The following is a 22,032-nucleotide window of genomic DNA, read 5'->3' on the forward strand; positions in this document are numbered from 1 at the left end:
CAGGACAAAGTTCGTGCTATCGCGGTGATACCTCTTGGCGAGTCGCGAAAAGAGGTCTAGCTTCGTCGGCGCTGTTGCTGTGACCGACGAGGGGTGGGTGTACTCATGCGGCGCACACCGCATCAAAGGCCCTTGCACGTACGAGGGTTGAGCCGAGCACGACGCAGACCGGACCGTTCGCGCAGGGCCTGGACGGCCGCGCTGCTGTCCGGCGCCATGGTCACCGGGGCGCTCTCCGCGCAGGCCGCTTCCGCGCGGCCCTATCCGGAACCGGCGCTGACAACGATGTCCCTTCCCTCGCCGCCCGGCGGGGCCAACGTCAAGGTCCTGGTCTTCCACGGTTCGGCGGCGGGCGGCGACGAGTCGCCCGTCGTCGACGCCGGTATCGAGGCGATCGAGAAGATCGGCCGGTCGGGCCCGGCCGGCCAGCGGTTCAGGATCGAGGCGACGGACGACCCGGCCGTCTTCACGAACGAGGCTAAGCTCGGGAAGTTCAACGCCGTGACCTTCCTGACCGGGGGCGGGGACGTCCTCGACGCCGAGCAGGAGGCGGGCCTGGAGACCTACATGGAGGCCGGCGGCGGCTTCCTGGGCATCCACGACGCCGCCCGCGCCGAGCCGTACTCGAACTGGTTCACCGGCCTGATCGGCGCCCGGCCCGCCGACACGAGCCCGACGGACGTGCAGCGCGCGACCGTCGAGGTCGGCGACCGCCGGAACCCGGCGACGAAGGACCTGCCGCTGCAGTGGAAGCGCCCCGACCGGTGGCTGAACTGGGCGAAGAACCCCTCGGGTGAAGTGCATACGGTCGCTCGGGTACGGGAGACGACGTACAAGCCGGGAGCCGGTGCGAACGGCTGGGACCACCCGGTGTCCTGGTGCCGCGACTACGACGGCGGACGCTCCTTCTACACCGGTATGGGCGGTACGGCGGCGTCGTACGACGAAGCCGACTTCCGCGGTCATCTGCGGGGCGCCCTGCTGTGGACGACCCGCATCGCGCGCGCCGACTGCAAGGGGACGATCGACACCAACTACAAGGCGGAGCGCCTCACCCAGGCCAACCAGCCGGGCAGGAACGACCAGATCGGCGAGCCGCACGGCCTGGTCACCGCGCCCGACGGCAAGGTCTTGTACATCGGGCGGGGCGGCGCCGACTCCTCCCAGCCGGTGATCACGGACTGGAACAACCCGGACATCGGCAAGGGCACGGGCGAGATCCACGTCTACGACCCGAAGACCAAGAAGGTGAGCCTCGCGGGCGCCCTGACGGTCTTCGGGAACAAGGGCAGCGGTGACGAGCTCACCAAGGTCGAAGAGGGCCTGCTCGGTATCGAGCTGGACCCGAAGTTCGAGCGGAACGGGTGGGTGTACCTGCACTACACACCCCACTCGAAGATCAACCGCGAGACGCACATGGCCGAGCGGTACGTCTCCCGCTTCACGCTCGACCGCGCCACGAACAAGCTGGACATGGGCAGCGAGAAGGTGCTCCTGAAGTGGCCGATCCAGATCCACAGCTGCTGTCACTCGGGCGGCGGGATGGCCTGGGACTCCAAGAACAACCTCTACATCGCGACCGGTGACAACAACTCCTCCGGCTTCTCAGACGGTTACTCGGGCAACAACCCGCAGCCGAACTTCAAGGGCGTCTCCTTCGCCGACGCCCGCCGCACCGCGGGCAACACCAACAATCTCAACGGCAAGATCCTGCGCGTCCACCCGGAGGCCGACGGGACGTACACGCTCCCCGAAGGCAATCTCTTCACCGGCAAGGAGCAGGCCGAGGGCGGCGGCAAGACGCGCGGCGAGATCTATGTGATGGGGGTCAGGAACCCCGCGCGCATCTCCATCGACAAGAAGACCGACACGCTGTACGCGGGCTGGGTCGGCCCCGACGCCGGTCAGCCGTCGACGACCTGGGGACCCGCGAAGTACGACACCTTCGCCGCGATCACCCACGCCTCCAACCGCGGCTGGCCGTACTGCATGGGCAACAACCAGCCCTACCGCGACCGCAATCTGCCGGACCCGACGAAGCCGCTCGGCTGGTACGACTGCGACAACCTCAAGAACGAGTCACCCAACAACGACGGCCTGGTGAACATCCCGCCGGCCGAGCCCAACAACATCTGGTACTCGCCGCAGGGCGGCGGCGTCGACTACCCGCGGGACGCGAACGGCGTGCCGAGCTACAAGACGTCGGAGCAGAAGATCCTCCTGCCGTGGCTCAAGGGCGGCGGCCAGGCCGCCATCAACGGCCCGGTGTACCGCTACGACGCGGCGAGCACGAGCGCCGACAAGTGGCCCTCGTACTGGGACGGCAAGTGGTTCGTCGGTGACCTCTACGACGCCGACCAGCCGCGGCACGCGGTGGTGACCGATCCGAAGACGGTGGGCAGCGGCGGGCTCCCGGTGCACGCCGAGTCCCTGAAGAAGATCATCCCGATCGGCAACGACGCCATCAAGAACCTCATGGACTGGAAGTTCGCGCCGGACGGTTCGCTCTACGTCCTCGACTACGGCCGCGGCTTCTTCACCTCGGACGCCAAGTCGGCGCTGTGGCGCGTGACGTACAAGGGCGGGGCGGCGACCCCTGCCGCCGGTGACCTGGCGAGGAAGGCGGGATGATGCGTTCTCCGACGCGGCGGACCGTACCGACGCGAACACTGTGGACGGCTCTGCTCGCCGCGCTCCTGATGGTGCTCGGTCTGACGTCGACCGCGGCGACGGCGCGTCCCGACAACCCGGGCATCGCCGCCGCGCAGACCCTGACCTGGACCGCCGACAACGACATCGCCGCGTACAAGTCGGCGCCCACGACCGCGGTGGCGGGCCCCGCGACGATCGTCTTCGAGAACAGCGAGGCGACCGGCAACACCACGGGCATGCCGCACACGCTGACGTTCGACAGCTCCGACCCGGAGTACAACGACGACGTCACGCTGAACATCCTCGCCAACCCCAACGACGACCAGGGCGGCAAGCACACCGCCGAGGTGACGCTCACCCCGGGCCGCTACCGCTACCACTGCACCATCCCCGGCCACGGTTCGATGCAGGGCGTCCTGGTCGTGACCGAGGGCGGGGGCGAGGACGCCGAGGCGCCGGTGACCGAGGCGAAGGTGGCGGGGCAGACCAACGCCGACGGCGCGTACGTCGGTTCGGCCTCCGTGGCCGTGACGGCGACGGACGAGGGCTCGGGCGTGGACAGGATCGAGTTCGCGGTCGGGGCGGATGGCGCGTGGCAGCCGTACACCGCGCCGGTGGTCGTCGACCAGGTCGGCGCCCACAAGATCCGCTACCGGGCCGTCGACAAGGCGGGCAACGCGGCGGCCGAGAAGAGCGCCGACTTCACGGTCGTCGCGCCGCCGACGGACGACAAGACGCCTCCGGAGACGTCGGCCACGGTGTCCGGCGAGAAGAACGACCAGGGGCAGTACGTCGGCATGGCGACGGTCACGGTGGCCGCGTCCGACACCGGTTCCGGCGTCGGCGCGACCGAGTACGCGATCGGCGACGGCGCCTGGACCGCGTACACCGCGCCGGTCATGGTCCACGAGGCGGGCGCCCACAAGGTCCGCTACCGCGCGTCCGACAAGGCGGGCAACCAGGCGGCCGAGAAGGCCGTCGACTTCACGGTCGTCGCACCGCCCGTGGAGGACAGGACACCTCCGGAGACGTCGGCGAAGGTCGAGGGCGACAAGAACTCGGCCGGTGCCTACCTCGGGAAGGCGAAGGTGACGGTCGCCGCCACGGACGCCGGCTCGGGCGTCGACAAGGTCGAGTACTCCTTGGACGGCGGCCCCTACCTCGCGTACGAGGCGCCGGTCGTCGTCGACCGCGTGGGGCGTCACAGCGTGGCGTACCGGGCGAGCGACAAGGCGGGCAACGCGTCCGATGCGAGGACCGCCTCCTTCACGGTGGCCGAGGGCGGCGGCGTGCCGGCCCCCAACTGCCCTGAGTACGACGAGCGGTTGACGGTGTTCGTGGGTACGGTCGACACGGGCATCCCCAACCGCGTCACAAACAACCGCTGCCGCGTCGGCGAGCTGATCGAGGACGAGAAGGAGTGGACCTCGCAGGCGCTCTTCCTGAAGCACGTCAAGAGCGTGACGAACAAGCTCCTGAAGGCGGGTGAGATCGACAAGCGCGAGTACAACAAGATCAACCGTGCCGCGAAGCAGTCCGGCATCGGCAAGCCCGGCCAGACGGAGGGCTACCGCAAGCTCTTCGACGGCACGCAGAAGTCCCTCGACCAGTGGGAGCAGGTGGGCGGCGGCAAGTTCGGTCTCAACGACGACGGCACCATCACCAGCTCCACCTCGGTCCAGGGCATGGGCATGCTCTGGTTCCCGGAGCGGAAGTACGGCGACTTCTCGCTGAAGCTCCAGTGGCGTGACGACGCGCCGGGCAACGGAAACACCAACTCCGGTGTGTTCGTGCGCTTCCCGCAGGTCCACGACCACCCGGAGGAGCCGCGCCCCGAGTGGGTCGCCATCAAGTACGGGCACGAGGTGCAGGTCCACGACCGGCCCGACGGCGACATGTACAAAACCGGGTCGATCTACGGCTTCGACCGGGTGGGTCTGGCCGGTGCCGGGGTCACTCCGAAGGGCACGTGGAACGACTACGAGATCCGTGTGGTGGACCAGCACTACTCGGTCTACCGCAACGGCGTCCTGATCAACGAGTTCGACAACACGGGCGGCCAGGAGTTCACGCCGCCGCGCGCCGACGACCCGGGCACGGACGGCCGCAGGTACGCCTCCGGCTACGTCGGACTCCAGGTCCACGGCGTGACGGACGTGGTGTCGTACCGGGACATCCGGATCAAGGAGCTGTAGACGGCGTTCCCGCCGTGCCGCTCCTCGGTGCCCCTGCCCCGTCCGGGGCGGGGGCACCGCTGCCGTGCGGGCTACTCCTCGTGCCGGGCCCTGCTCGGCTGCACCCGCTTCGGCTCGCCCGGCATCTTCGGGTACTCCGGCGGATACGGCAGGTCGCCGAGGCCGTGGTCGTGCTCGTCCTTGGTGGCCAGTTCCAGGAGCGCTTCGAGCGAGTGGGACCGGTCGTCCATGTCTGCGTGGAGGTCTCCGACCTCCGCGAAGCGGCCCGGCATCGTGGCGAGGTCGAAGTCCTCGGGGCAGGCGTCCTCGACCTCGTCCCACCGCAGGGGCGCCGATACGGGGGCGTGCGGGCGGGCGCGGAGCGAGTAGGCGGAGGCGATCGTGCGGTCCCTGGCCGTCTGGTTGTAGTCCACGAAGATCCGCTCCCCGCGCTCCTCCTTCCACCACGCCGTCGCGACCGCGTCCGGCATGCGCCGCTCCAGCTCCCGCCCGACGGCGATGGCCGCCCTGCGCACCTGCGTGAAGGTCCAGCGCGGCTCGATGGGCACGAAGACGTGCAGCCCGCGCCCGCCCGACGTCTTGGGCCAGCCGATGAGACCGCCGAACTCGTCGAGCACCGACCGGAGTTCGTGGGCGGCCCGTACCGCGTCCGTGTAGTCGGTGCCGGGCTGCGGATCGAGGTCGATGCGGAGCTCGTCGGGGTGGTCGAGGTTGTCGCCGCGTACCGGCCAGGGGTGGAAGGTGAGGGCGTTGTACTGGGCGGCCCAGATGACGGCGGCCACCTCGGTGGGGCACATCTCGTCGGCGGTGCGGCCGCTGGGAAAGGCGATGGTGGCGGTGGGGATCCAGTCGGGGTGGTTCTTCGGAACGCGCTTCTGGTAGAAGAACTCGCCGGCCGCCCCTTCCGGGTAGCGCTGGAGGGTCGTGGGGCGGTTCCGGAGCGCGCGGAGGATGCCGGGGCCGACGGCCACGAAGTACTGGGCGACGTCGAGCTTGGTGAAGCCACGCTCCGGGAAGACCACCCGGTCCGGGCTGGAGAGACGTACCGTCCGCTCCCCCGTGTCGATCTCCACGGCCGCGCTCTTGCCCTTGGCTGCACCCATGCGAGCCACGCTAAGCGCCTCGGACATTCGCCGCACATCGGATGATATGCCCTGCCCTGAAGTCTCGGCTGTGCGGTTGACCGTCCAGGTGGGGGCCGATTTCGCCGGTGGTCCCACCTTCGGCAGGATGGGGGTCATGACCGAGATCCGCACCCCCCGCCTCCTCCTGCGCCGCTGGCACGACGGCGACCTCGCACCCATGGCGGACATCAATGCGGACCCGCGGGTCATGCGCTGGGTCGAGGGCGGCCCCGTGCACGACCTGGACAGGACCGCGGAGGACATCGAGCGCTGGGAGGAGGAGTGGGACGACGAGGGCTTCGGGCTCTTCGCCGTAGAGCTCCTCGCCTCCGGCGAGCTCGCCGGCTTCACGGGCCTCTCCGTCCCCGAGTTCCTGCCCGAGGGCCTGCCGGACATCGCGATCAGCTGGCGGCTCGGCTCCCAGTTCTGGGGCCAGGGCTACGCCTCCGAAGCCGCGCAGGCCACCCTCGAGTTCGCCCTCCAGGACCGCGGCCTCGACCGCGTGATCAGCATCGACCGGATCGGCAACCATGCCTCCGCCAACGTCATCCGGAAGCTCGGCATGACCCTGGACCGCGAGACCACCCACCCGGTGACCGGCGACCCACTGCGCGTCCACTCCATCGACCTCACCGAGTACGAGGCCTGACGGGGGCCGCGGCCGCCGCGACGGTGCCGAAGCCGGCGAGGAGGGCAGTGATCACCGTCCAGGCAAGCACACGCTTTCGGGCAGGGGTCAACGCGAGTGAGTGAGCGAGCGAGCGAGCGAGTCGAGAGTCTCTGCTGAACAGGCGGCCCCCGGGGGCGCCGCCTAAATTTGCATCATGGATCTGCCGGTCATGCCGCCCGTGAAGCCCATGCTCGCCAAACCCGTGAAGAAGATCCCGCCGGGCATGCAGTACGAGGCCAAGTGGGACGGGTTCCGCTCGATCGTCTTCCGTGACGGGGACGAGCTCGAGCTCGGCAGCCGTACCGGCAAGTCCCTGACCCGCTACTTTCCCGAGCTGGTGACGGCCCTGCGGGAGCGGCTGCCCGAGCGGTGCGTGGTGGACGGGGAGATCGTGATCGCCCGGGAGGGCCACCTCGACTTCGACGCGCTCACGGAGCGTATCCACCCCGCCGCCTCACGCGTGAAGACGCTGGCCGAACGTACGCCCGCCTCGTTCGTGGCGTTCGACCTCCTCGCCCTGGCGGACGAGGCGCTGCTCGACGCGCCCCTGACCGACCGGCGCGCCCTGCTGTCGAAGGCGCTGGCCGGCGTCACGGCGCCCGTGCACCTCGCGCCCGCGACCACGGACCCCGAGGTGGCGGAGGTGTGGTTCGAGCAGTTCGAGGGCGCGGGTCTCGACGGCGTCATCGCCAAACCGCTCGACCTGCGCTACCGCCAGAACGAACGCCTCATGTTCAAGATCAAGCACGAGCGGACGGCCGACTGCGTGGTCGCGGGGTACCGCCTCCACAAGAGCGGGCCCGTCGTCGGTTCGCTGCTCCTCGGGCTCTACGACGAGGAAGGCGCCCTGCAGCACGTGGGTGTGAGCGCCGCGTTCTCGATGAAGCGCCGCGCCGAACTCGTCGAGGAGCTGGAGCCGCTGCGGATGGAGTCCGCGGCCGGGCACCCGTGGGCGTCCTGGACGGACGAGGCCGCGCACGAGACGTCCCGCATGCCCGGCGCCCCGAGCCGCTGGTCGGGCAAGAAGGACCTGTCCTGGGTGCCGGTGCGCCCGGAGCTCGTCTGCGAGGTGGCGTACGACCACATGGAAGGCGGGCGGCGCTTCCGCCACACGGCCGCGTTCCGCAGGTGGCGCCCCGACCGGACGCCGGAGAGCTGTACGTACGCGCAGCTGGAGGAGCCCGTGCGGTACGACCTCGCGGACGCGCTGGGGACCACCACCGGCTGACCGCGCCCGCCAGCCACCCCCGTTCACCGCACCCGTTGCCGGGCGCCTCACGGACCACCGCAATCACGCCATTGTTCGATTCGGCACCCGGGTAGCTTCCGCCCCATCGGCCGTGACCGTATGCTCCTGCGCCTGACACGTCAGTTACCGACGGTAAGGGGGCGGGGCATGGGGCACAGCGGTGCCGAGGGAAGCACGCGGCGGGGGTTCGTCGCGGGAGCCGCGGCGGTGGGCGGGGCGGCCGCCCTGGGCGTGGGGGCCGGAGCGCTGCCCGCGGCGGCGGCCGCGCCGGGAGCGCCGCGGGGGGCGAAGCAGTCGGTGGCCGTGCTCGGCGGTGGCGTCGCCGGGCTCACGGCCGCCCACGAACTGGCCGAGCGCGGCTTCGCCGTCACGGTCTACGAGCGCAGGGAGCTGGGCGGCAAGGCCCGCAGCATGGACGTGCCGGGCAGCGCGAAAGGCAACCGCAAGCCGCTGCCCGGCGAACACGGCTTCCGTTTCATCCCGGGCATCTACCACAACCTCCCGGACACGATGCGCCGCATCCCGTTCCCCGGGAACCCGAACGGCGTGTGGGACAACCTGATCGCGCCCCGCGAGATGTCGTTCGCGCGCACCGGCCGCGAGGACATCCGGATGCCGATCCCGTGGCCGGGCAGTGAGCCGGAGCAGCTCACCCTGGACGACATCCGGCGGGCCCTCACCGCGCTGCTCGACACCGCGTTCAACCTGCCGGCCCACGAGGCCGCGTACTTCGTGAACCGCGCCCTGGTCTTCCTCACCAGCTGCGACGAACGCCGGGACGACGACTGGGAGTCGACGCCCTGGTGGGACTTCACCCGCGCCGAGCGGATGTCGAAGGACTACCAGCGCATCCTCGTGATCGGCGTGACCCGCAACATCGTGGCGACGAAGGCCGAGGAGGCCAGCACCCGGACCGTCGGCACGCTCGGCGAGGCGTTCGTCCTCAACGCGCTCGGCCAGGGCGCGGACGGCCCGCCCGACCGCATCCTGAACGCGCCGACCAACGAGGCGTGGATCGACCCGTGGGTCACCCACCTCAAGTCGCTGGGCGTGGAGTTCCGCATCGGCTGGACCGTGCGCGAGCTGGGCTTCGGCGGCGGCCGCATCACGAAGACGGTCATCGAGGACCCCGACGGCGTGCGGCGTGACATCACCGCCGACCACTACGTCCAGGCCATGCCTGTGGAGCACGCGCGCCGGACATGGAGCAAGGAGCTCAAGGCCGCCGACCCGCAGCTGGCGCGCTGCGACAAGCTGCAGACGGACTGGATGACGGGCATCCAGTTCTATCTGACGGAGCGGCCGCCCGTCGTGAAGGGCCACTTCAACCTCATCGACTCGCCCTGGTCGCTGACCGGCATCGCCCAGGCGGGCCACTGGCCCGAGCGCGACTTCCCGGCCGACTACGGCGACGGCGTGGCGGTCGAGTGCCTGTCGGTGGACATCTCCGAGTGGGACAAGCCGGGCATCCTGTACGGCAAGACGGCCAAGCAGTGCACCCGCGAGGAGGTCGCCAAGGAGGTGTGGGCGCAGCTGAAGGCCGCCCTCAACGACACCGGGAAGACGGTCCTCAGCGACAGCAAGCTGCACTCGTGGTTCCTCGACCCGGGCGTCGACGGTCTGGGCACGCCGAACCCCACCAACGAGGACCAGCTCCTCATCCACCCCGTGGGCACGTTCCACAACCGCCCCTCGGCCGCCACGAAGATCCCGAACCTCTTCCTCTCGGGCGACTACGTCTCCGTGGACATCGACCTGGCGACGATGGAGGGCGCCAACGCCTCGGCCCGGCAGGCGGTCAACGCCCTGCTGAAGCAGGCGGGATCGGACCAGAAGCCGTGCACGGTGACTCCGCTGCACCGCGTCCCGGCGATCGAGGCCCTCAAGCGCGTCGACCGCACCCGCTACCGGCTCGGGCTGCGCAACGCCCTCGATCTGGGCTGAGAGGCTGCGGTTCGGCCGCGTTCGGGGTAGGACTTCGGCATGACACGGCGGACGCGGACACGGGCAAGGGCCGGGGCGGCGGTGGCGATCACACTCGCCGCCCTGGCGTCCGGTTGCACGATCGAAGGGGCGGACGGAAAGCGCCCGGAGGCGGGCGGGGGCGGCACCGTGCTCGCCGTGAAGATCGACAACGTACGCCCGGCGCGCCCGCACACCGGCCTGGACGCCGCGGACGTCGTCTACGTGGAGCAGGTGGAAACGGGCCTCAGCCGGCTGATGGCGGTGTACGCGTCACAGCTGCCGCCCGCCGTCGGGCCCGTGCGCAGCGCGCGCGAGACGGATCTGGAGCTCCTGCGGCAGTTCGACCGGCCCGTGCTCGCTTTCTCCGGGGCGCAGTCCAAGCTCCTGCCGCTGATCGCCGGCGCGCCCGTGCGGGCGCTGCCGCCGGGCAAGGCGCCCGGCGGCGCCTACTACCGGGGCGGCGCGAAGCCCGCACCGCACAACCTGTTCGTACGCCCGGCCGCCTTGAAGGCGGACCCGAGCGCGGACGCCCTGGCCGACGCGGGGTTCCGGTTCGGGCCGCGCCCGCAGGGCGGCACACCGCAGACACGGCGGACGGTCCGCTTCCCCGCGGCCCGCTTCACCTTCGACTGGGTGGAGTACGAGGGACGTTGGCGCATCGCGATGGACGGGGAGCGGGCGCGGACGTCCGGCGGCAAGGAGCTGAGCGCGTCGACGGTCGTCGTGCAGTACGTGAAGGTGCGGCCGTCCCGCTTCCACGACCGCGCGGGCAGCGTCTCGCCGTTCACGGAGACGGTCGGCGAGGGCAACGCGAGCGTGCTGCGGGACGGGCGCGCCTACAAGGCGCGGTGGAAGCGTCCGACGGCCGACGGCGGCACCGAGTTCACGACGGCGGACGGCGGGCGGCTGCCGTTCGCGAAGGGGCAGGTGTGGGTGGTGTACGCGAAGGCGTGAGCGTCGGGTTGCGCAGGTCCTCCGCCGCGTCCGCGACCCGCTGGATGAGGTCGAGGAAGACGGACTGCTCCTCGGTGGAGAGCGGGGCGAGGAGGACCTGGTTCATCCGGGCCGTCCGCACGGTCAGCCCGCGGTGCGTACGCCTGCCCTCGTCGGTGAGGCGCAGCAGGTAACGGCGGGCGTCCCGCGGGTCGCGCACCTTGTCGAGCAGCTCCCGGCGGATCAGCCGGGCGACGACCTCGGCGATCGTGGACCGGTCGAGGCCCACCCGCTCCCCCACGGTGCGCTGGTCGAGGCCGGGTTCGGCGGCGAGTGCGTTGAGGACCGCGAACTGCGGTGACGTGATCTCCTCGGACACCATCGTGTTCCACAGGAGGTGGTGCGCCTGCTGCAGCCGCCGGGCCAGGTGCCCGGGGTGGGTGGCAAGGTCCACCGCCGCCATGGGTTCCTCCGCGTTCCTTGGACTCTCCGACACTTTTCGTCGGTGCGTTCCCCGACGCGTTTCCGTCGGTGCACTGAACATTACCCGCCCCGCTCTCGTAACTACCCAGGTCTTGTGCGCCAGTTCGAGTGCTCCTATCCTCGCCAAAATAGTCAGTGCCCTGACTGTTTCTGCCCTGACCATGTGGAGAGGGAGGCCGCGCGGATGGACAAGGTGGTGGCCACGGCTGCCGAGGCGGTGGCGGACGTCCCCGACAGGGCGGCGATCGCGGTCGGCGGCTTCGGCCTGAGCGGCGTGCCCGTGGAGCTGATACGCGCGCTGCACGCGTCCGGCGTCTCGGGTCTGCGGATCGTCTCCAACAACTGCGGCGCCATGGACTCGGGCCTCGCGGTGCTCCTGGCGGCGGGCCGGATCGCCCGCGTCACCGGCTCCTACATCGGCGCCAACAAGGAGTTCGCCCGGCAGTACCTGGGCGGCGAGCTGGAGGTCGAGATGATCCCGCAGGGCACGCTCGCCGAGCGGCTGCGGGCGGGCGGCGCGGGCATCCCCGCGTTCTACACCCCGGCCGGCGTGGGCACACAGGTCGCCGAGGGCGGGCTCCCCTGGCGCTACGACGGCGAGGGCGGGGTCGCGCTCGCCTCCCCGGCCAAGGAGGTGCGGGAGTTCGACGGCACCCCGTACGTCCTGGAGCACGCCATCCGCACCGACTTCGCGCTGGTGCGCGCGGCGAAGGGCGACCGCCACGGCAACCTCGTCTTCAACAAGTCCGCCCGCAACTTCAACCCGCTCGCGGCGATGGCCGGACGCGTGACCGTCGCGGAGGTCGAGGAGCTGGTGGAGCCCGGCGGGATCGCGCCGGACGCGGTGCACCTGCCGGGGATCTTCGTGCGGCGGGTGGTGGCGCTCACCCGCGAGCAGGCGGCCGACAAGGGCATCGAACGGCGCACGGTCTCGGGGGCACCGGCCGCCGGCACAGGCTCTGGTGCCGCGCCGGGGGCGGTGGGCGGCTGATGGCCTGGACCCGTGAGGAGATGGCCGCCCGGGCCGCGCGCGAGCTGCGGGACGGACAGTACGTGAACCTGGGCATCGGGCTGCCCACGCTGATCCCCAACCACCTGCCGCCGGGCGTGGAAGTGGTCCTGGAGTCGGAGAACGGCATCCTCGGAGTGGGCCCCTACCCCACCGAGGCAGCGGTCGACCCCGACCTGATCAACGCGGGCAAGGAGACCGTGACCGTGCTGCCCGGCGCCTCCTTCTTCGACTCGGCGCTCTCCTTCGGGATGATCCGCGGCGGTCACATCGACGTCGCCGTGCTCGGCGCGATGCAGGTCTCCGCGCGCGGGGACCTCGCCAACTGGGCGATCCCCGGCCGCATGATCACCGGGATCGGCGGGGCGATGGATCTCGTGCACGGCGCCCGCACGGTCATCGTCGTCATGACGCACACCGCGAAGGACGGCTCGGCGAAGATCCGCGAGGAGTGCGGGCTGCCGCTGACCGGCAAGGGCTGTGTCGACCGGATCATCACCGACCTCGGCGTCCTCGACGTGACCGGCCGCGGTCTGGAGCTGGTCGAGGCGGCGCCGGGCGTCACCGCACGGGAGATCGCCTCGAAGACCGCGGCGCGGGTCCGCGTCCCGGACGGCTTCCCCTCGTGACACCGCTTCCGCCTCCTCCTCGTACGGAGCCGCAAGAGATGCCCCTCACCACCGGGCCCCTGCCGGCCGGCCTCAGCCAGGACGCGCTGGACGCCGAGGTCGCGAAGGCCCAGCTGTCCGTGCCGGCCGGCGAGCACCATCCGCGACGCGACTACCCGCCGTACCGCAGCACCCACCTGCGCCACCCGAAACGGTCGCCGATCCCGCTGCGCGACCCGGAGGCGGTGGAGCTGAGCGGTCCGGCTTTCGGCGTCACCGACGTCGCCGCGTCGGACAGCGATCTGACGCGGCAGCACGCCGGGGAGCCGCTGGGTGAGCGCATCACCGTGAGCGGGCGGGTCCTCGACCGTGAAGGGCGGCCCGTGCGGGGCCAGCTGGTCGAGCTGTGGCAGGCCAACGCGTCGGGCCGGTACGCGCACCAGCTGGACCGGCACGCGGCGCCCCTCGACCCCAACTTCACGGGCTTCGGGCGCTGTCTGACGGACGACGACGGCGCGTACTCCTTCACCACCGTCAAGCCGGGCGCCTATCCGTGGCACAACCACGTCAACGCGTGGCGTCCGGCGCACCTCCACTTCTCCCTCTTCGGGACGGCGTTCACCCAGCGCCTGGTGACGCAGATGTACTTTCCCGGCGACCCGCTCCTCCCCTACGACCCGGTGCTGCGCTCGGTGGCCGACGAGTCGGCCCGGCAGCGCCTGGTCTGCGCGTACGACCACGATCTGTCCGTTCCGCAGTGGTCGCTCGGCCACCGCTGGGACATCGTCCTGGACGGCCCGTCCGCGACGCTCTTCGAAGAGGACGACCACCACTGATGTACGCCCCCACGCCCTCCCAGACCGTCGGCCCCTTCTACGGCTACGCGCTGCCGTTCCCGCGCGGCGGCGAAGTGGCGCCCGACGGACATCCGGAGACGATCACCCTGCACGGTTACGTGTACGACGGCGCCGGACAGCCCGTGCCCGACGCCCTCGTCGAGACCTGGCAGCCCGCGCCGGACGGTACGCGCGCGGGTGTCCCCGGCTCGCTGCGGCACGATCCCGTCACGGGGCGGGTCGTGGGGCGCGACGGTGTCGCCTTCACCGGGTTCGGCCGGGTCCCGACCGACGCCGACGGGCACTGGGCCGTGCGGACACTGCCGCCCGGCGGTGTCTCGTACATCTGTCTCGCCGTCTTCGCGCGCGGCCTGCTGCACCACCTGTACACGCGCGCCTACCTGGTGGAAGAGCCCGGTGACGCGCTGCTCGCCTCCCTGGAGCCGGAGCGGCGGGCCACGCTCGTCGCCCGGGGCGAGGCGCCGCGCACGTACCGGTTCGACATCCGTCTTCAGGGGACCGACGAGACGGTCTTCCTGGACTTTGCGCCGGTGGGCCCGTGAGCGGCCTCTTCTCTCCGGGCCGGGCGGGCTCCGCCGCCGCCGAGGCGACCTCCGACACCGCCTTCCTGACAACCCTGCTGACCGTGGAGGCGGCGCTGACCCGCGCCCAGGCGTCGGTGGGTCTCGTGCCCCGGGAGGCGGCGGCAGCGGTCACGGAGGCGGCCGCGGACGTCGGCCGGTTCGACGCCCATGACATCGCCCTGCGCGCGCGGGACGGCGGCAACCCGGTGATCCCGCTGGTGGCGGACCTGACGGCGGCGGTATCTGCGGACACGGCGCCCTACGTCCACCGGGGTGCGACGAGCCAGGACATCCTTGACACGGCCCTGATGCTGCTCTCCGCACGGACGCTGGACCTGATCCTCACGGATCTGTCCCGCACGGAACGGGCGCTGGCGCGCCTGGCCTCCGAGCACCGCGACACGGTGATGCCCGGCCGTACGCTCACACAGCACGCGGTGCCGACGACGTTCGGCCTGAAGGCGGCGGGGTGGCGCTCGCTCGTCCTCGACGCCCGGGACCGCGTCGCGTCCACGCGCGAGTCCCTGCCGGTGCAACTGGGCGGCGCGGCGGGCACGTTGGCTGCCTCCCGGGCGTATGCGGGCGGCGGCCACGGGGGTTGTGCGCTCGTGGAGGGGTTCGCCGGGGAACTGGGGTTGCGGGCCCCTGCGTTGGTATGGCACTGCCTCCGTACGCCCGTCGCCGATCTCGCCTCGGCTCTCGCCGTCACCACGGGTGCCCTCGGCAAGATGGCGGCCGACGTCCTCACTCTCTCGCGCACCGAGGTCGGCGAGCTCTCCGAAGGAGCGGGCGGCGGGTCGTCCGCCATGCCGCACAAGGCGAATCCCGTACGCGCCACCCTGATCGCCGCCGCGGCGCGCCGCGCGCCCGGGCTCGCGGCGACGCTCTACGGCTCGCTGGTCGCCGAGGACGAGCGGCCCGCCGGCGCCTGGCACGCCGAGTGGGAGACGCTGCGTGACCTGCTGCGGGTGGCAGGCGGCGCGGCCCGGGACGCGGCGGAGCTCGCGGGAGGGCTGCGCGTGCACCCGGAGGCGATGCGCGCACACCTCGGCCTCACCGGCGGGTCGATCGTCTCCGAGCGCCTTGCCGTCGAGCTCGCACCCCTGCTCGGCGGGGCCCGCGCGAAGGACCTGCTGACCCGGGCGGCCCGTCGCGCCCGCGCCGAAGGACGGACGCTCGCGGAGGTCCTCACCGACGAACCCGCCCTCCGGGACATCCCCCTCACCGAACTCACCGAACTCACCGACCCCACCCGCTACACCGGTTACGCCGGCGAGCTCACCGACCGCGCCCTGGAGCGACCTTGACCACCGCACCGCGCGGCACACTGCCGCACCACACCGTCGAAGGCCCCGAGACCGCGCCCCCGCTCCTCCTCGGCCCGTCCCTCGGCACCTCCACCGCCCTGTGGGACGCCGTCGCACCCCGGCTCCGCACCGCACACCGGGTCGTGCGCTGGGACCTGCCCGGCCACGGCAGGTCGCCCGCCGACCTGATCGGCCCGGGCACGACGGTCGCCGACCTCGCCGGTCTCGTCCTCGCGCTCGCCGACTCGCTCGGCATGGACCGCTTCGCGTACGCCGGGGTCTCGCTGGGCGGCGCCGTGGGGCTCCATCTCGCGGCCCGGCACCCCGACCGGGTGGCGCGCCTCGCCGTGCTCGGCTCGTCGGCCCACTTCGGCGGCGCCGGACCATGGCGGGAACGGGCCGCGCTGGTGCGCCGCGAGGGCCTGGCCGGGCTCGCGGATGCGGCGCCGCAGCGCTGGTTCACGCCCGGGTTCACGGTGCCCGCCCTCGTGGCGGACCTCCGGGCGGCCGACCCGGGCGCGTACGCGGCGTGCTGCGACGCCCTGGCGGCGTACGACATCCGGGAGTCGCTGGCGTCGATCGGCGCGCCCACGCTGGTCGTCGCCGGGCGCGCGGACCCGGCGACTCCGCCCGCCCACGCGCGCGAGCTCGCCGATGCGATCCCGGGCGCCTCGCTGCTGGAGCTCGCGGGCGCCTCGCATCTGGCGCCCCCGGAGCGGCCCGGGCCCGTGGCGGCGGCGCTGCGCGCGCATTTCTCAGCGGTGCGGGAGAGCGGCACGGCCGTGCGGCGCGCCGTGCTCGGGGACGCGCACGTGGACCGCGCGCGGGCGAACACGACGCCGTTCACGGCACCCTTCCAGGACTTCATCTCCCGCTACGCGTGGGGCGAGATCTGGACCGACCCCACCCTCGCGCGCCGCGAACGCAGCATGATCACGATGACCGCGCTGGTCGCCCGCGGCCACCTCGACGAGCTCGCCCTGCACGTCCGCGCCGCCCGGCGGATCGGTCTCACGCCCGAGGAGATCGGCGCGGTCCTGCTCCAGACGGCGGTGTACTGCGGGGTTCCCGCGGCCAACGCGGCCTCCGCGGTGGCCGAACGGGTGCTCGCCGAGGAAGAGGCGGAGGACAACGGCTGAGCTTCGCGCCACCCGCCTCAGCGTGCCCCGTACACCGCCTGCGGCGCCGCCGCATCGGCAAGCAGCTTCAGTGCCGTCTCGCCCGCCTCGGCAGGGGTCCAGCGGGCGCCCTTGTCCGCGCTCGGGCCCGGACGCCAGCCCTCCATGACGGTGACGCGGCCCGCCTCCGCCTCGAAGACACGGCCCGTGACCCCGGCGGAGGCGGTGGAGCCGAGCCAGACGACGAGGGGGGACACGTTCTCCGGCGCCATCGCGTCGAAGCCGCCGTCCTCGGGGGCGGCCATCGTGTCGGCGAAGGTCTGCTCGGTCATACGGGTCCTGGCGGCGGGGGCGATGGCGTTCACGCGCACTCCGTAGGCCGCCAGTTCGGCGGAGGCGACGAAGGTGAGGCCGAGGATGCCCGCCTTGGCCGCGCTGTAGTTGCCCTGCCCGACGCTGCCCGCCAGACCCGCTCCTGAGCTGGTGTTGACCACGCACGCGTGCGGGGTGCGGCCGGCCTTCGCCTCGTGACGCCAGTGCTTGCCCGCGTACTTCAGGGGGAGGAAGTGCCCCTTGAGGTGGACGCGCATCACGGCGTCCCACTCGTCCTCCTCCAGGTTGACCAGCATGCGGTCACGGAGGAAGCCCGCGTTGTTGACGAGGGTGTCGAGGCGCCCGTACGTGTCGAGTGCGGCCCGCACCAGCGACGCGGCGCCCTCGGACGTCGCGATGTCACCGCCGTGCGCGACGGCGTCGCCGCCGGCCGCGCGGATCTCCTCGACGACATCGTGGGCGGGCCCGCCGGAGGCTCCCGTTCCGTCGGGTCCCACGCCGAGGTCGTTGACGACGACCCGGGCGCCTTCGGCCGCGTACGCGAGCGCGTGGGCCCTGCCGAGGCCCCGGCCCGCGCCGGTGACGATCACGACGCGGCCGGCGCAGAGCCCGGGCTTGGCGGCTGACGTCATGACAGATCTCCTTGGGTGGCGTGCGGTCAGTGGTTGACGGACGCGGCGGCCAGGAACGCGGGGCGTTCGCCGCCGCCGTGCACCCGGAGCGCGGCTCCGCTGATGTACCGGGCGCGGTCGGAGGCGAGGAAGACGCAGGCGTCGCCGACGTCGGAGGGGTCGGCGAGGCGGCCGAGCGGGACGGTTCGGGCGACTTGGGCGATGCCCTCCTCGTCGCCGTAGTGGAGAGCGGCGCTCTCGGTGCGGGCGAGGCCGAGGACGACCGTGTTGACGCGCACGGCCGGGGCCCATTCGACGGCCATGGTTCCCGCGAGGTTCTCCAGGCCCGCCTTCGCGGCGCCGTACGCGCCGCTGCCGGGTGAGGGCCTGGTGCCGCTGACGCTGCCGATCATCGTGATGCTGCCGCCCGTCTCCTGACGGCACATCACCTCGCGGGCGGCGAGGGAGGCGTACAGCGGCGCGAGCAGGTTCAGTTCGACGATCTTCGCCTGGCGGGCCGGCGCGGACTCGGCGAGCAGCCCGAACGGTGTTCCTCCCGCGTTGTTCACGAGAGCATCCACCGTGCCGTGGTCCGCCGCGACCTCGGCGAAGAAGGTGCGGGCCGCCTCCGCGTCGCGCAGGTCCAGGGGCCTGAACTCGGCGGTGCCGCCCGCCGCTTCGACGGGCTTGTCCGGCGGCCTTCGGGCACAGACGACGACCCGGGCCCCGGCGGCGAGGAAGCTCCGGGCGATTCCGGCACCGACGCCGCGGGTGCCGCCGGTCACGACGACCACCTGTCGTGTGTCAGGCATCGCTGCTACCTTTCCAACTAACAAATGTTTGGTTGAAGGCGTGTGGGTTGAAAGGTAGCGGATCGTCTGATGTCTGTCTCCACCTCCGCCCCGGACAAGGGCGTCGCCGTCGTCACCGTCGACTACCCGCCCGTCAACGCCCTGCCCGTACAGGGCTGGTACGACCTGGCGGACGCGGTGCTCGCCGCCGGACGCGAACCCGGAACGCGCTGCGTCGTCCTGACCGCCGAGGGCCGCGGGTTCAACGCGGGCGTGGACATCAAGGAGATGCGGCGCGACACCGGCCACACCGCGCTGATCGGCGCCAACCGCGGGTGCTACGCGGCGTTCTCGGCGGTGTACGAGTGCGAGGTGCCCGTCGTCGCCGCCGTGCACGGCTTCTGCCTGGGCGGCGGCATAGGTCTCGTGGGGAACGCGGACGCGATCGTGGCGAGCGAGGACGCCACCTTCGGCCTGCCCGAGCTGGACCGGGGCGCGCTCGGCGCGGCCACGCACCTGGCCCGCCTCGTGCCGCAGCACCTGATGCGCGCCCTGTACTACACCTCGCGGACCGTGACGGCCGCCGAGCTGCACGCGCACGGCTCCGTGTGGCAGGTCGTCCCGGGCGGTGAACTGCGGGACGCGGCCCTCGGGTTGGCGCGGGAGATCGCCCGCAAGGACGGCACGCTGCTGCGGTTCGCGAAGGCCGCGATCAACGGCATCGACCCCGTGGACGTGCACCGCAGCTACCGCTTCGAGCAGGGCTTCACCTTCGAGGCGAACCTCAGCGGCCTCGCCGACCGCATCCGTGACGACTTCGGGCAGCAATTCAGGCAGCAAGGGGAGGGCAGGGCGTGACCGACAAAAGGATGACTCCCGACGAGGTCGTGGGGCGCCTGGACAGCGGGATGACGCTCGGCATCGGCGGCTGGGGCTCGCGCCGCAAGCCGATGGCGCTGGTGCGCGCGCTGCTGCGGTCCGGCGTCACGGACCTGACCGTCGTCTCGTACGGCGGCCCGGACATCGGCCTGCTCGCCGCGGCCGGCCGCATCCGCAAGCTGGTCACGGCCTTCACGACACTCGACTCGATCCCGCTGGAGCCGCACTTCCGCGCGGCACGCGAGCGTGCCGCCTTCGAACTCGTCGAGCTGGACGAGGCGATGTTCATGCAGGGCCTCACCGCGGGAGCCCAGCGGCTGCCGTTCCTGCCGATCCGCGCGGGTCTCGGCTCGGACGTCCTGCGGGTCAACCCCCACCTGCGGACGGTCACTTCGCCGTACGAGGACGGGGAGGAACTCGTCGCCGTGCCCGCGCTGCGGATGGACGCGGCCCTGGTGCACATGAACCGGGCGGACCGCTTCGGCAACGGCCAGTACCTGGGCCCCGACCCCTACTTCGACGACCTGTTCTGCGAGGCCGCCGACACCGCGTACGTCTCCTGCGAGCGCATCGTCGACTCCGCCGGGCTCACCGCCCACGCGGCTCCCCAGACGATGCTGATCTCCCGGCACTCGGTGACAGGGGTGACCGAGACGCCCAAGGGCGCCCACTTCACGTCCTGCGTGCCCGACTACGACCGCGACGAGCCCTTCCAGAAGGCGTACGCCACCGCGGCGGCCGCCCCCGATACCTGGGCCGCCTTCCGGGACCGCTTCCTCACCGGCACCGAACAGGACTACCAACTGGCCGTCAGGACCTGGCACAAGGAGCAGCGATGACGGGGACAGGGCCGACCACGACCGGGGCGTCCGAACGCACCGTCACGCGTGCCGAGTACTGCGTGATCGCCTGCGCCGAGACCTGGCGGGACGCGGGAGAGATCCTCGCCTCCCCCATGGGCACGGTCCCCTCGGTCGCGGCCCGCCTCGCCAAGCTGACCTTCTCCCCCGACCTGCTGCTGACGGACGGCGAGGCCCTGCTCATCGGCGACGTCCCCGCGGTCGGCTCCGCGTCGGCGGTGGCCGAGGGGTGGCTGCCGTACCGCAGGCATCTGACGATGGTCATGGGCGGCAGGCGGCACGTGATGATGGGCGCGAGCCAGATCGACCGCTTCGGCAACCAGAACATCTCGTGCATCGGCGACTGGGAGCGGCCCACACGCCAGCTCCTGGGCGTGCGCGGCGCCCCCGTCAACACGCTCAACAACCCGGTGAGTTACTGGGTGCCGAGGCACTCCACGCGCGTGTTCGTCGAGAAGGTCGACATGGTCAGCGGCGTCGGGTACGACAGCGCGGCCGCCGCCGGGCCCTCCGCGACCCGCTTCCACGACCTGCGCCGCGTCGTCTCCGATCTCGGCGTCTTCGACTTCCGGACGCCCGGTCACGCGATGCGCCTGGTGTCCCTGCACCCGGGCGTGACCCTCGACCAGGTGCGTGAGGCCACCGGGTTCGCCCTGGTCCTGCCGGACGACGTCCCGTACACCCGCGAGCCGACCGCCGAGGAGCTGCGGCTGATCCGTGACGTGGTGGACCCGCGCGGCCTGCGCGACCGCGAGGTGCGCCCGTGACCCCCACCCTCGAGACGCCGCTGACCGAACTGGTCGGTGTACGGCACCCGGTCGTCCAGACCGGCATGGGCTGGGTGGCGGGCCCGCGCCTGGTCTCCGCGACGGCGAACGCCGGGGCGCTCGGCATCCTGGCCTCCGCGACCATGACCGCCGGACAGCTGCGAGCGGCCGTCCGCGAGGTCAAGTCCCGTACGGCCGCGCCCTTCGGGGTCAACCTGCGGGCCGACGCGGGCGACGCGCGGGAGCGGGTGCGGATCATCATCGACGAAGGGGTGCGGGTGGCGTCGTTCGCGCTCGCGCCGTCCCGGGAGCTGATCGCCGAGCTCAAGGACGCCGGTGTGGTGGTCATCCCCTCGATCGGCGCGCGGCGGCACGCCGAGAAGGTCGCCGCGTGGGGTGCGGACGCGGTGATCGTGCAGGGCGGCGAGGGCGGCGGCCACACCGGTGAGGTCGCCACCACCGTGCTGCTCCCGCAGGTCGTCGACGCGGTGGACATTCCCGTGGTCGCGGCGGGCGGCTTCTACGACGGCCGCGGTCTGGTGGCCGCGCTCGCCTACGGCGCTGCGGGGGTGGCCATGGGCACCCGCTTCCTGCTCACCTCGGACTCGACCGTGCCGGACGCGGTCAAGGCCCGCTATCTGGCCGCTTCCGTCAAGGACGTCACGGTCACCACGCGCGTGGACGGCCTCCCGCACCGGATGCTGCGCACGGAGCTGGTGGCGGGCCTGGAGAAGTCGGGCCGTGTCGCCTCCCTCGCCCGCGCGGTCCGGCACGCCGCGGCCTTCCGGCGGATCTCCGGCCTCGGCTGGACCCGGATGGCGCGCGACGGGCTCGCGATGAAACACGGCAAGGACCTGACCTGGAGCCAGGTGCTCCTCGCCGCGAACACGCCCATGATGCTGAAGTCGGCGATGGTGGACGGCCGTCCGGAGCTGGGGGTGATGGCTTCGGGCCAGGTGGCGGGGCTGATCGAGGACCTGCCTTCGTGCGCGGAGCTGGTGGAACGGCTGATGACGGAGGCGGACAAGGTCCTCGGTGATCTGCGCGGTCAGGGCTGA

At 72.0% G+C, this 22,032-nt stretch carries 20 protein-coding genes; 16 read left to right on the forward strand and 4 right to left on the reverse strand.

The window, feature by feature from the left end; all coding sequences use genetic code 11:
- The first annotated feature begins 216 nt into the window (after nt 1-216).
- Together AB0N81_RS14140 and AB0N81_RS14145 are read left to right on the forward strand one after the other, a co-directional pair.
- Nucleotides 217-2,631, forward strand: coding sequence for a ThuA domain-containing protein (locus AB0N81_RS14140; RefSeq protein WP_365358108.1), 2,415 nt, complete (start codon nt 217-219; stop codon nt 2,629-2,631).
- A complete protein-coding gene (locus tag AB0N81_RS14145; protein ID WP_365358109.1) occupies nt 2,631-4,847 on the forward strand; it encodes a family 16 glycoside hydrolase in 2,217 nt (738 codons plus the stop codon). The genes AB0N81_RS14140 and AB0N81_RS14145 overlap by 1 nt, the downstream gene beginning before the upstream one ends.
- Before the next feature lie 71 nt (nt 4,848-4,918).
- Here AB0N81_RS14145 and ligD read toward each other — a convergent pair whose 3' ends face one another.
- Nucleotides 4,919-5,950, reverse strand: a complete 1,032-nt coding sequence (gene ligD, locus AB0N81_RS14150) for a non-homologous end-joining DNA ligase (protein WP_365358068.1) — start codon at nt 5,948-5,950, stop codon at nt 4,919-4,921.
- A 136-nt stretch (nt 5,951-6,086) separates the two neighbouring features.
- Between ligD and AB0N81_RS14155 the strand changes: the two genes are divergently transcribed.
- From AB0N81_RS14155 to AB0N81_RS14170, 4 genes are all read left to right on the forward strand, one after another.
- A complete protein-coding gene (locus AB0N81_RS14155) occupies nt 6,087-6,620 on the forward strand; it encodes a GNAT family N-acetyltransferase (protein WP_365358069.1) in 534 nt (177 codons plus the stop codon).
- Between the two features lie 175 nt (nt 6,621-6,795).
- On the forward strand, nt 6,796-7,869 hold the full coding sequence (locus tag AB0N81_RS14160) for an ATP-dependent DNA ligase (RefSeq protein ID WP_365358070.1): 1,074 nt from the start codon (nt 6,796-6,798) through the stop codon (nt 7,867-7,869).
- A gap of 168 nt (nt 7,870-8,037) precedes the next feature.
- Nucleotides 8,038-9,834, forward strand: a complete 1,797-nt coding sequence (locus AB0N81_RS14165; protein ID WP_365358071.1) for an FAD-dependent oxidoreductase — start codon at nt 8,038-8,040, stop codon at nt 9,832-9,834.
- A gap of 39 nt (nt 9,835-9,873) precedes the next feature.
- Complete coding sequence (locus tag AB0N81_RS14170) at nt 9,874-10,809, forward strand: DUF3048 domain-containing protein (RefSeq protein ID WP_365358072.1); 936 nt, start codon at nt 9,874-9,876, stop codon at nt 10,807-10,809.
- Here the strand turns inward: AB0N81_RS14170 and AB0N81_RS14175 are convergent.
- Nucleotides 10,739-11,251 carry a MarR family transcriptional regulator gene (locus tag AB0N81_RS14175; RefSeq protein WP_365358073.1) on the reverse strand — a complete coding sequence of 171 codons (513 nt, stop codon included), beginning with the start codon at nt 11,249-11,251 and terminating at the stop codon, nt 10,739-10,741. The genes AB0N81_RS14170 and AB0N81_RS14175 overlap by 71 nt on opposite strands.
- A gap of 204 nt (nt 11,252-11,455) precedes the next feature.
- Between AB0N81_RS14175 and AB0N81_RS14180 the strand changes: the two genes are divergently transcribed.
- The 6 genes from AB0N81_RS14180 to pcaD are packed head-to-tail and all read left to right on the forward strand — an operon-like array spanning nt 11,456 to nt 16,754.
- Nucleotides 11,456-12,262, forward strand: coding sequence for a CoA transferase subunit A (locus AB0N81_RS14180; RefSeq protein WP_365358074.1), 807 nt, complete (start codon nt 11,456-11,458; stop codon nt 12,260-12,262).
- Nucleotides 12,262-12,909 carry a 3-oxoacid CoA-transferase subunit B gene (locus AB0N81_RS14185; RefSeq protein WP_365358075.1) on the forward strand — a complete coding sequence of 216 codons (648 nt, stop codon included), beginning with the start codon at nt 12,262-12,264 and terminating at the stop codon, nt 12,907-12,909. Before AB0N81_RS14180 ends, AB0N81_RS14185 begins: the two co-directional genes overlap by 1 nt.
- Nucleotides 12,910-12,947: 38 nt before the next feature.
- Complete coding sequence (gene pcaH / locus AB0N81_RS14190) at nt 12,948-13,724, forward strand: protocatechuate 3,4-dioxygenase subunit beta (RefSeq protein ID WP_365358076.1); 777 nt, start codon at nt 12,948-12,950, stop codon at nt 13,722-13,724.
- Nucleotides 13,724-14,287, forward strand: coding sequence for a protocatechuate 3,4-dioxygenase subunit alpha (gene pcaG / locus AB0N81_RS14195; protein WP_365358077.1), 564 nt, complete (start codon nt 13,724-13,726; stop codon nt 14,285-14,287). Before pcaH ends, pcaG begins: the two co-directional genes overlap by 1 nt.
- Nucleotides 14,284-15,615, forward strand: a complete 1,332-nt coding sequence (gene pcaB, locus AB0N81_RS14200; protein ID WP_365358078.1) for a 3-carboxy-cis,cis-muconate cycloisomerase — start codon at nt 14,284-14,286, stop codon at nt 15,613-15,615. The genes pcaG and pcaB overlap by 4 nt, the downstream gene beginning before the upstream one ends.
- Complete coding sequence (gene pcaD / locus AB0N81_RS14205; protein ID WP_365358079.1) at nt 15,612-16,754, forward strand: 3-oxoadipate enol-lactonase; 1,143 nt, start codon at nt 15,612-15,614, stop codon at nt 16,752-16,754. Before pcaB ends, pcaD begins: the two co-directional genes overlap by 4 nt.
- 17 nt (nt 16,755-16,771) lie before the next feature.
- Here the strand turns inward: pcaD and AB0N81_RS14210 are convergent, their stop codons facing one another.
- Together AB0N81_RS14210 and AB0N81_RS14215 are read right to left on the reverse strand one after the other, a co-directional pair.
- The gene (locus AB0N81_RS14210) at nt 16,772-17,698 is read right to left on the reverse strand and encodes an SDR family oxidoreductase (protein WP_365358080.1); all 927 of its coding nucleotides are present in this window, start codon (nt 17,696-17,698) and stop codon (nt 16,772-16,774) included.
- 26 nt (nt 17,699-17,724) lie between these two features.
- On the reverse strand, nt 17,725-18,489 hold the full coding sequence (locus AB0N81_RS14215; RefSeq protein WP_365358081.1) for an SDR family oxidoreductase: 765 nt from the start codon (nt 18,487-18,489) through the stop codon (nt 17,725-17,727).
- 69 nt (nt 18,490-18,558) lie between these two features.
- Here AB0N81_RS14215 and AB0N81_RS14220 point away from each other — a divergent pair, with 69 nt between their 5' ends.
- From AB0N81_RS14220 to AB0N81_RS14235, 4 genes are read left to right on the forward strand one after another with little or no spacing between them, the layout of a single operon-like run.
- On the forward strand, nt 18,559-19,326 hold the full coding sequence (locus AB0N81_RS14220) for an enoyl-CoA hydratase family protein (protein ID WP_365358082.1): 768 nt from the start codon (nt 18,559-18,561) through the stop codon (nt 19,324-19,326).
- Between the two features lie 11 nt (nt 19,327-19,337).
- Entirely contained in the window at nt 19,338-20,186 is an 849-nt protein-coding gene (locus AB0N81_RS14225) for a CoA-transferase (protein ID WP_365358110.1), read from the forward strand.
- Nucleotides 20,183-20,974 (forward strand): CoA-transferase, encoded by a 792-nt coding sequence (locus tag AB0N81_RS14230; RefSeq protein ID WP_365358083.1) that lies wholly within the window; start codon nt 20,183-20,185, stop codon nt 20,972-20,974. Before AB0N81_RS14225 ends, AB0N81_RS14230 begins: the two co-directional genes overlap by 4 nt.
- Nucleotides 20,971-22,032 (forward strand): nitronate monooxygenase, encoded by a 1,062-nt coding sequence (locus AB0N81_RS14235; RefSeq protein ID WP_365358084.1) that lies wholly within the window; start codon nt 20,971-20,973, stop codon nt 22,030-22,032. Before AB0N81_RS14230 ends, AB0N81_RS14235 begins: the two co-directional genes overlap by 4 nt.

It is taken from the genome of Streptomyces sp. NPDC093510 (assembly GCF_040683555.1).
Classification (GTDB): domain Bacteria; phylum Actinomycetota; class Actinomycetes; order Streptomycetales; family Streptomycetaceae; genus Streptomyces.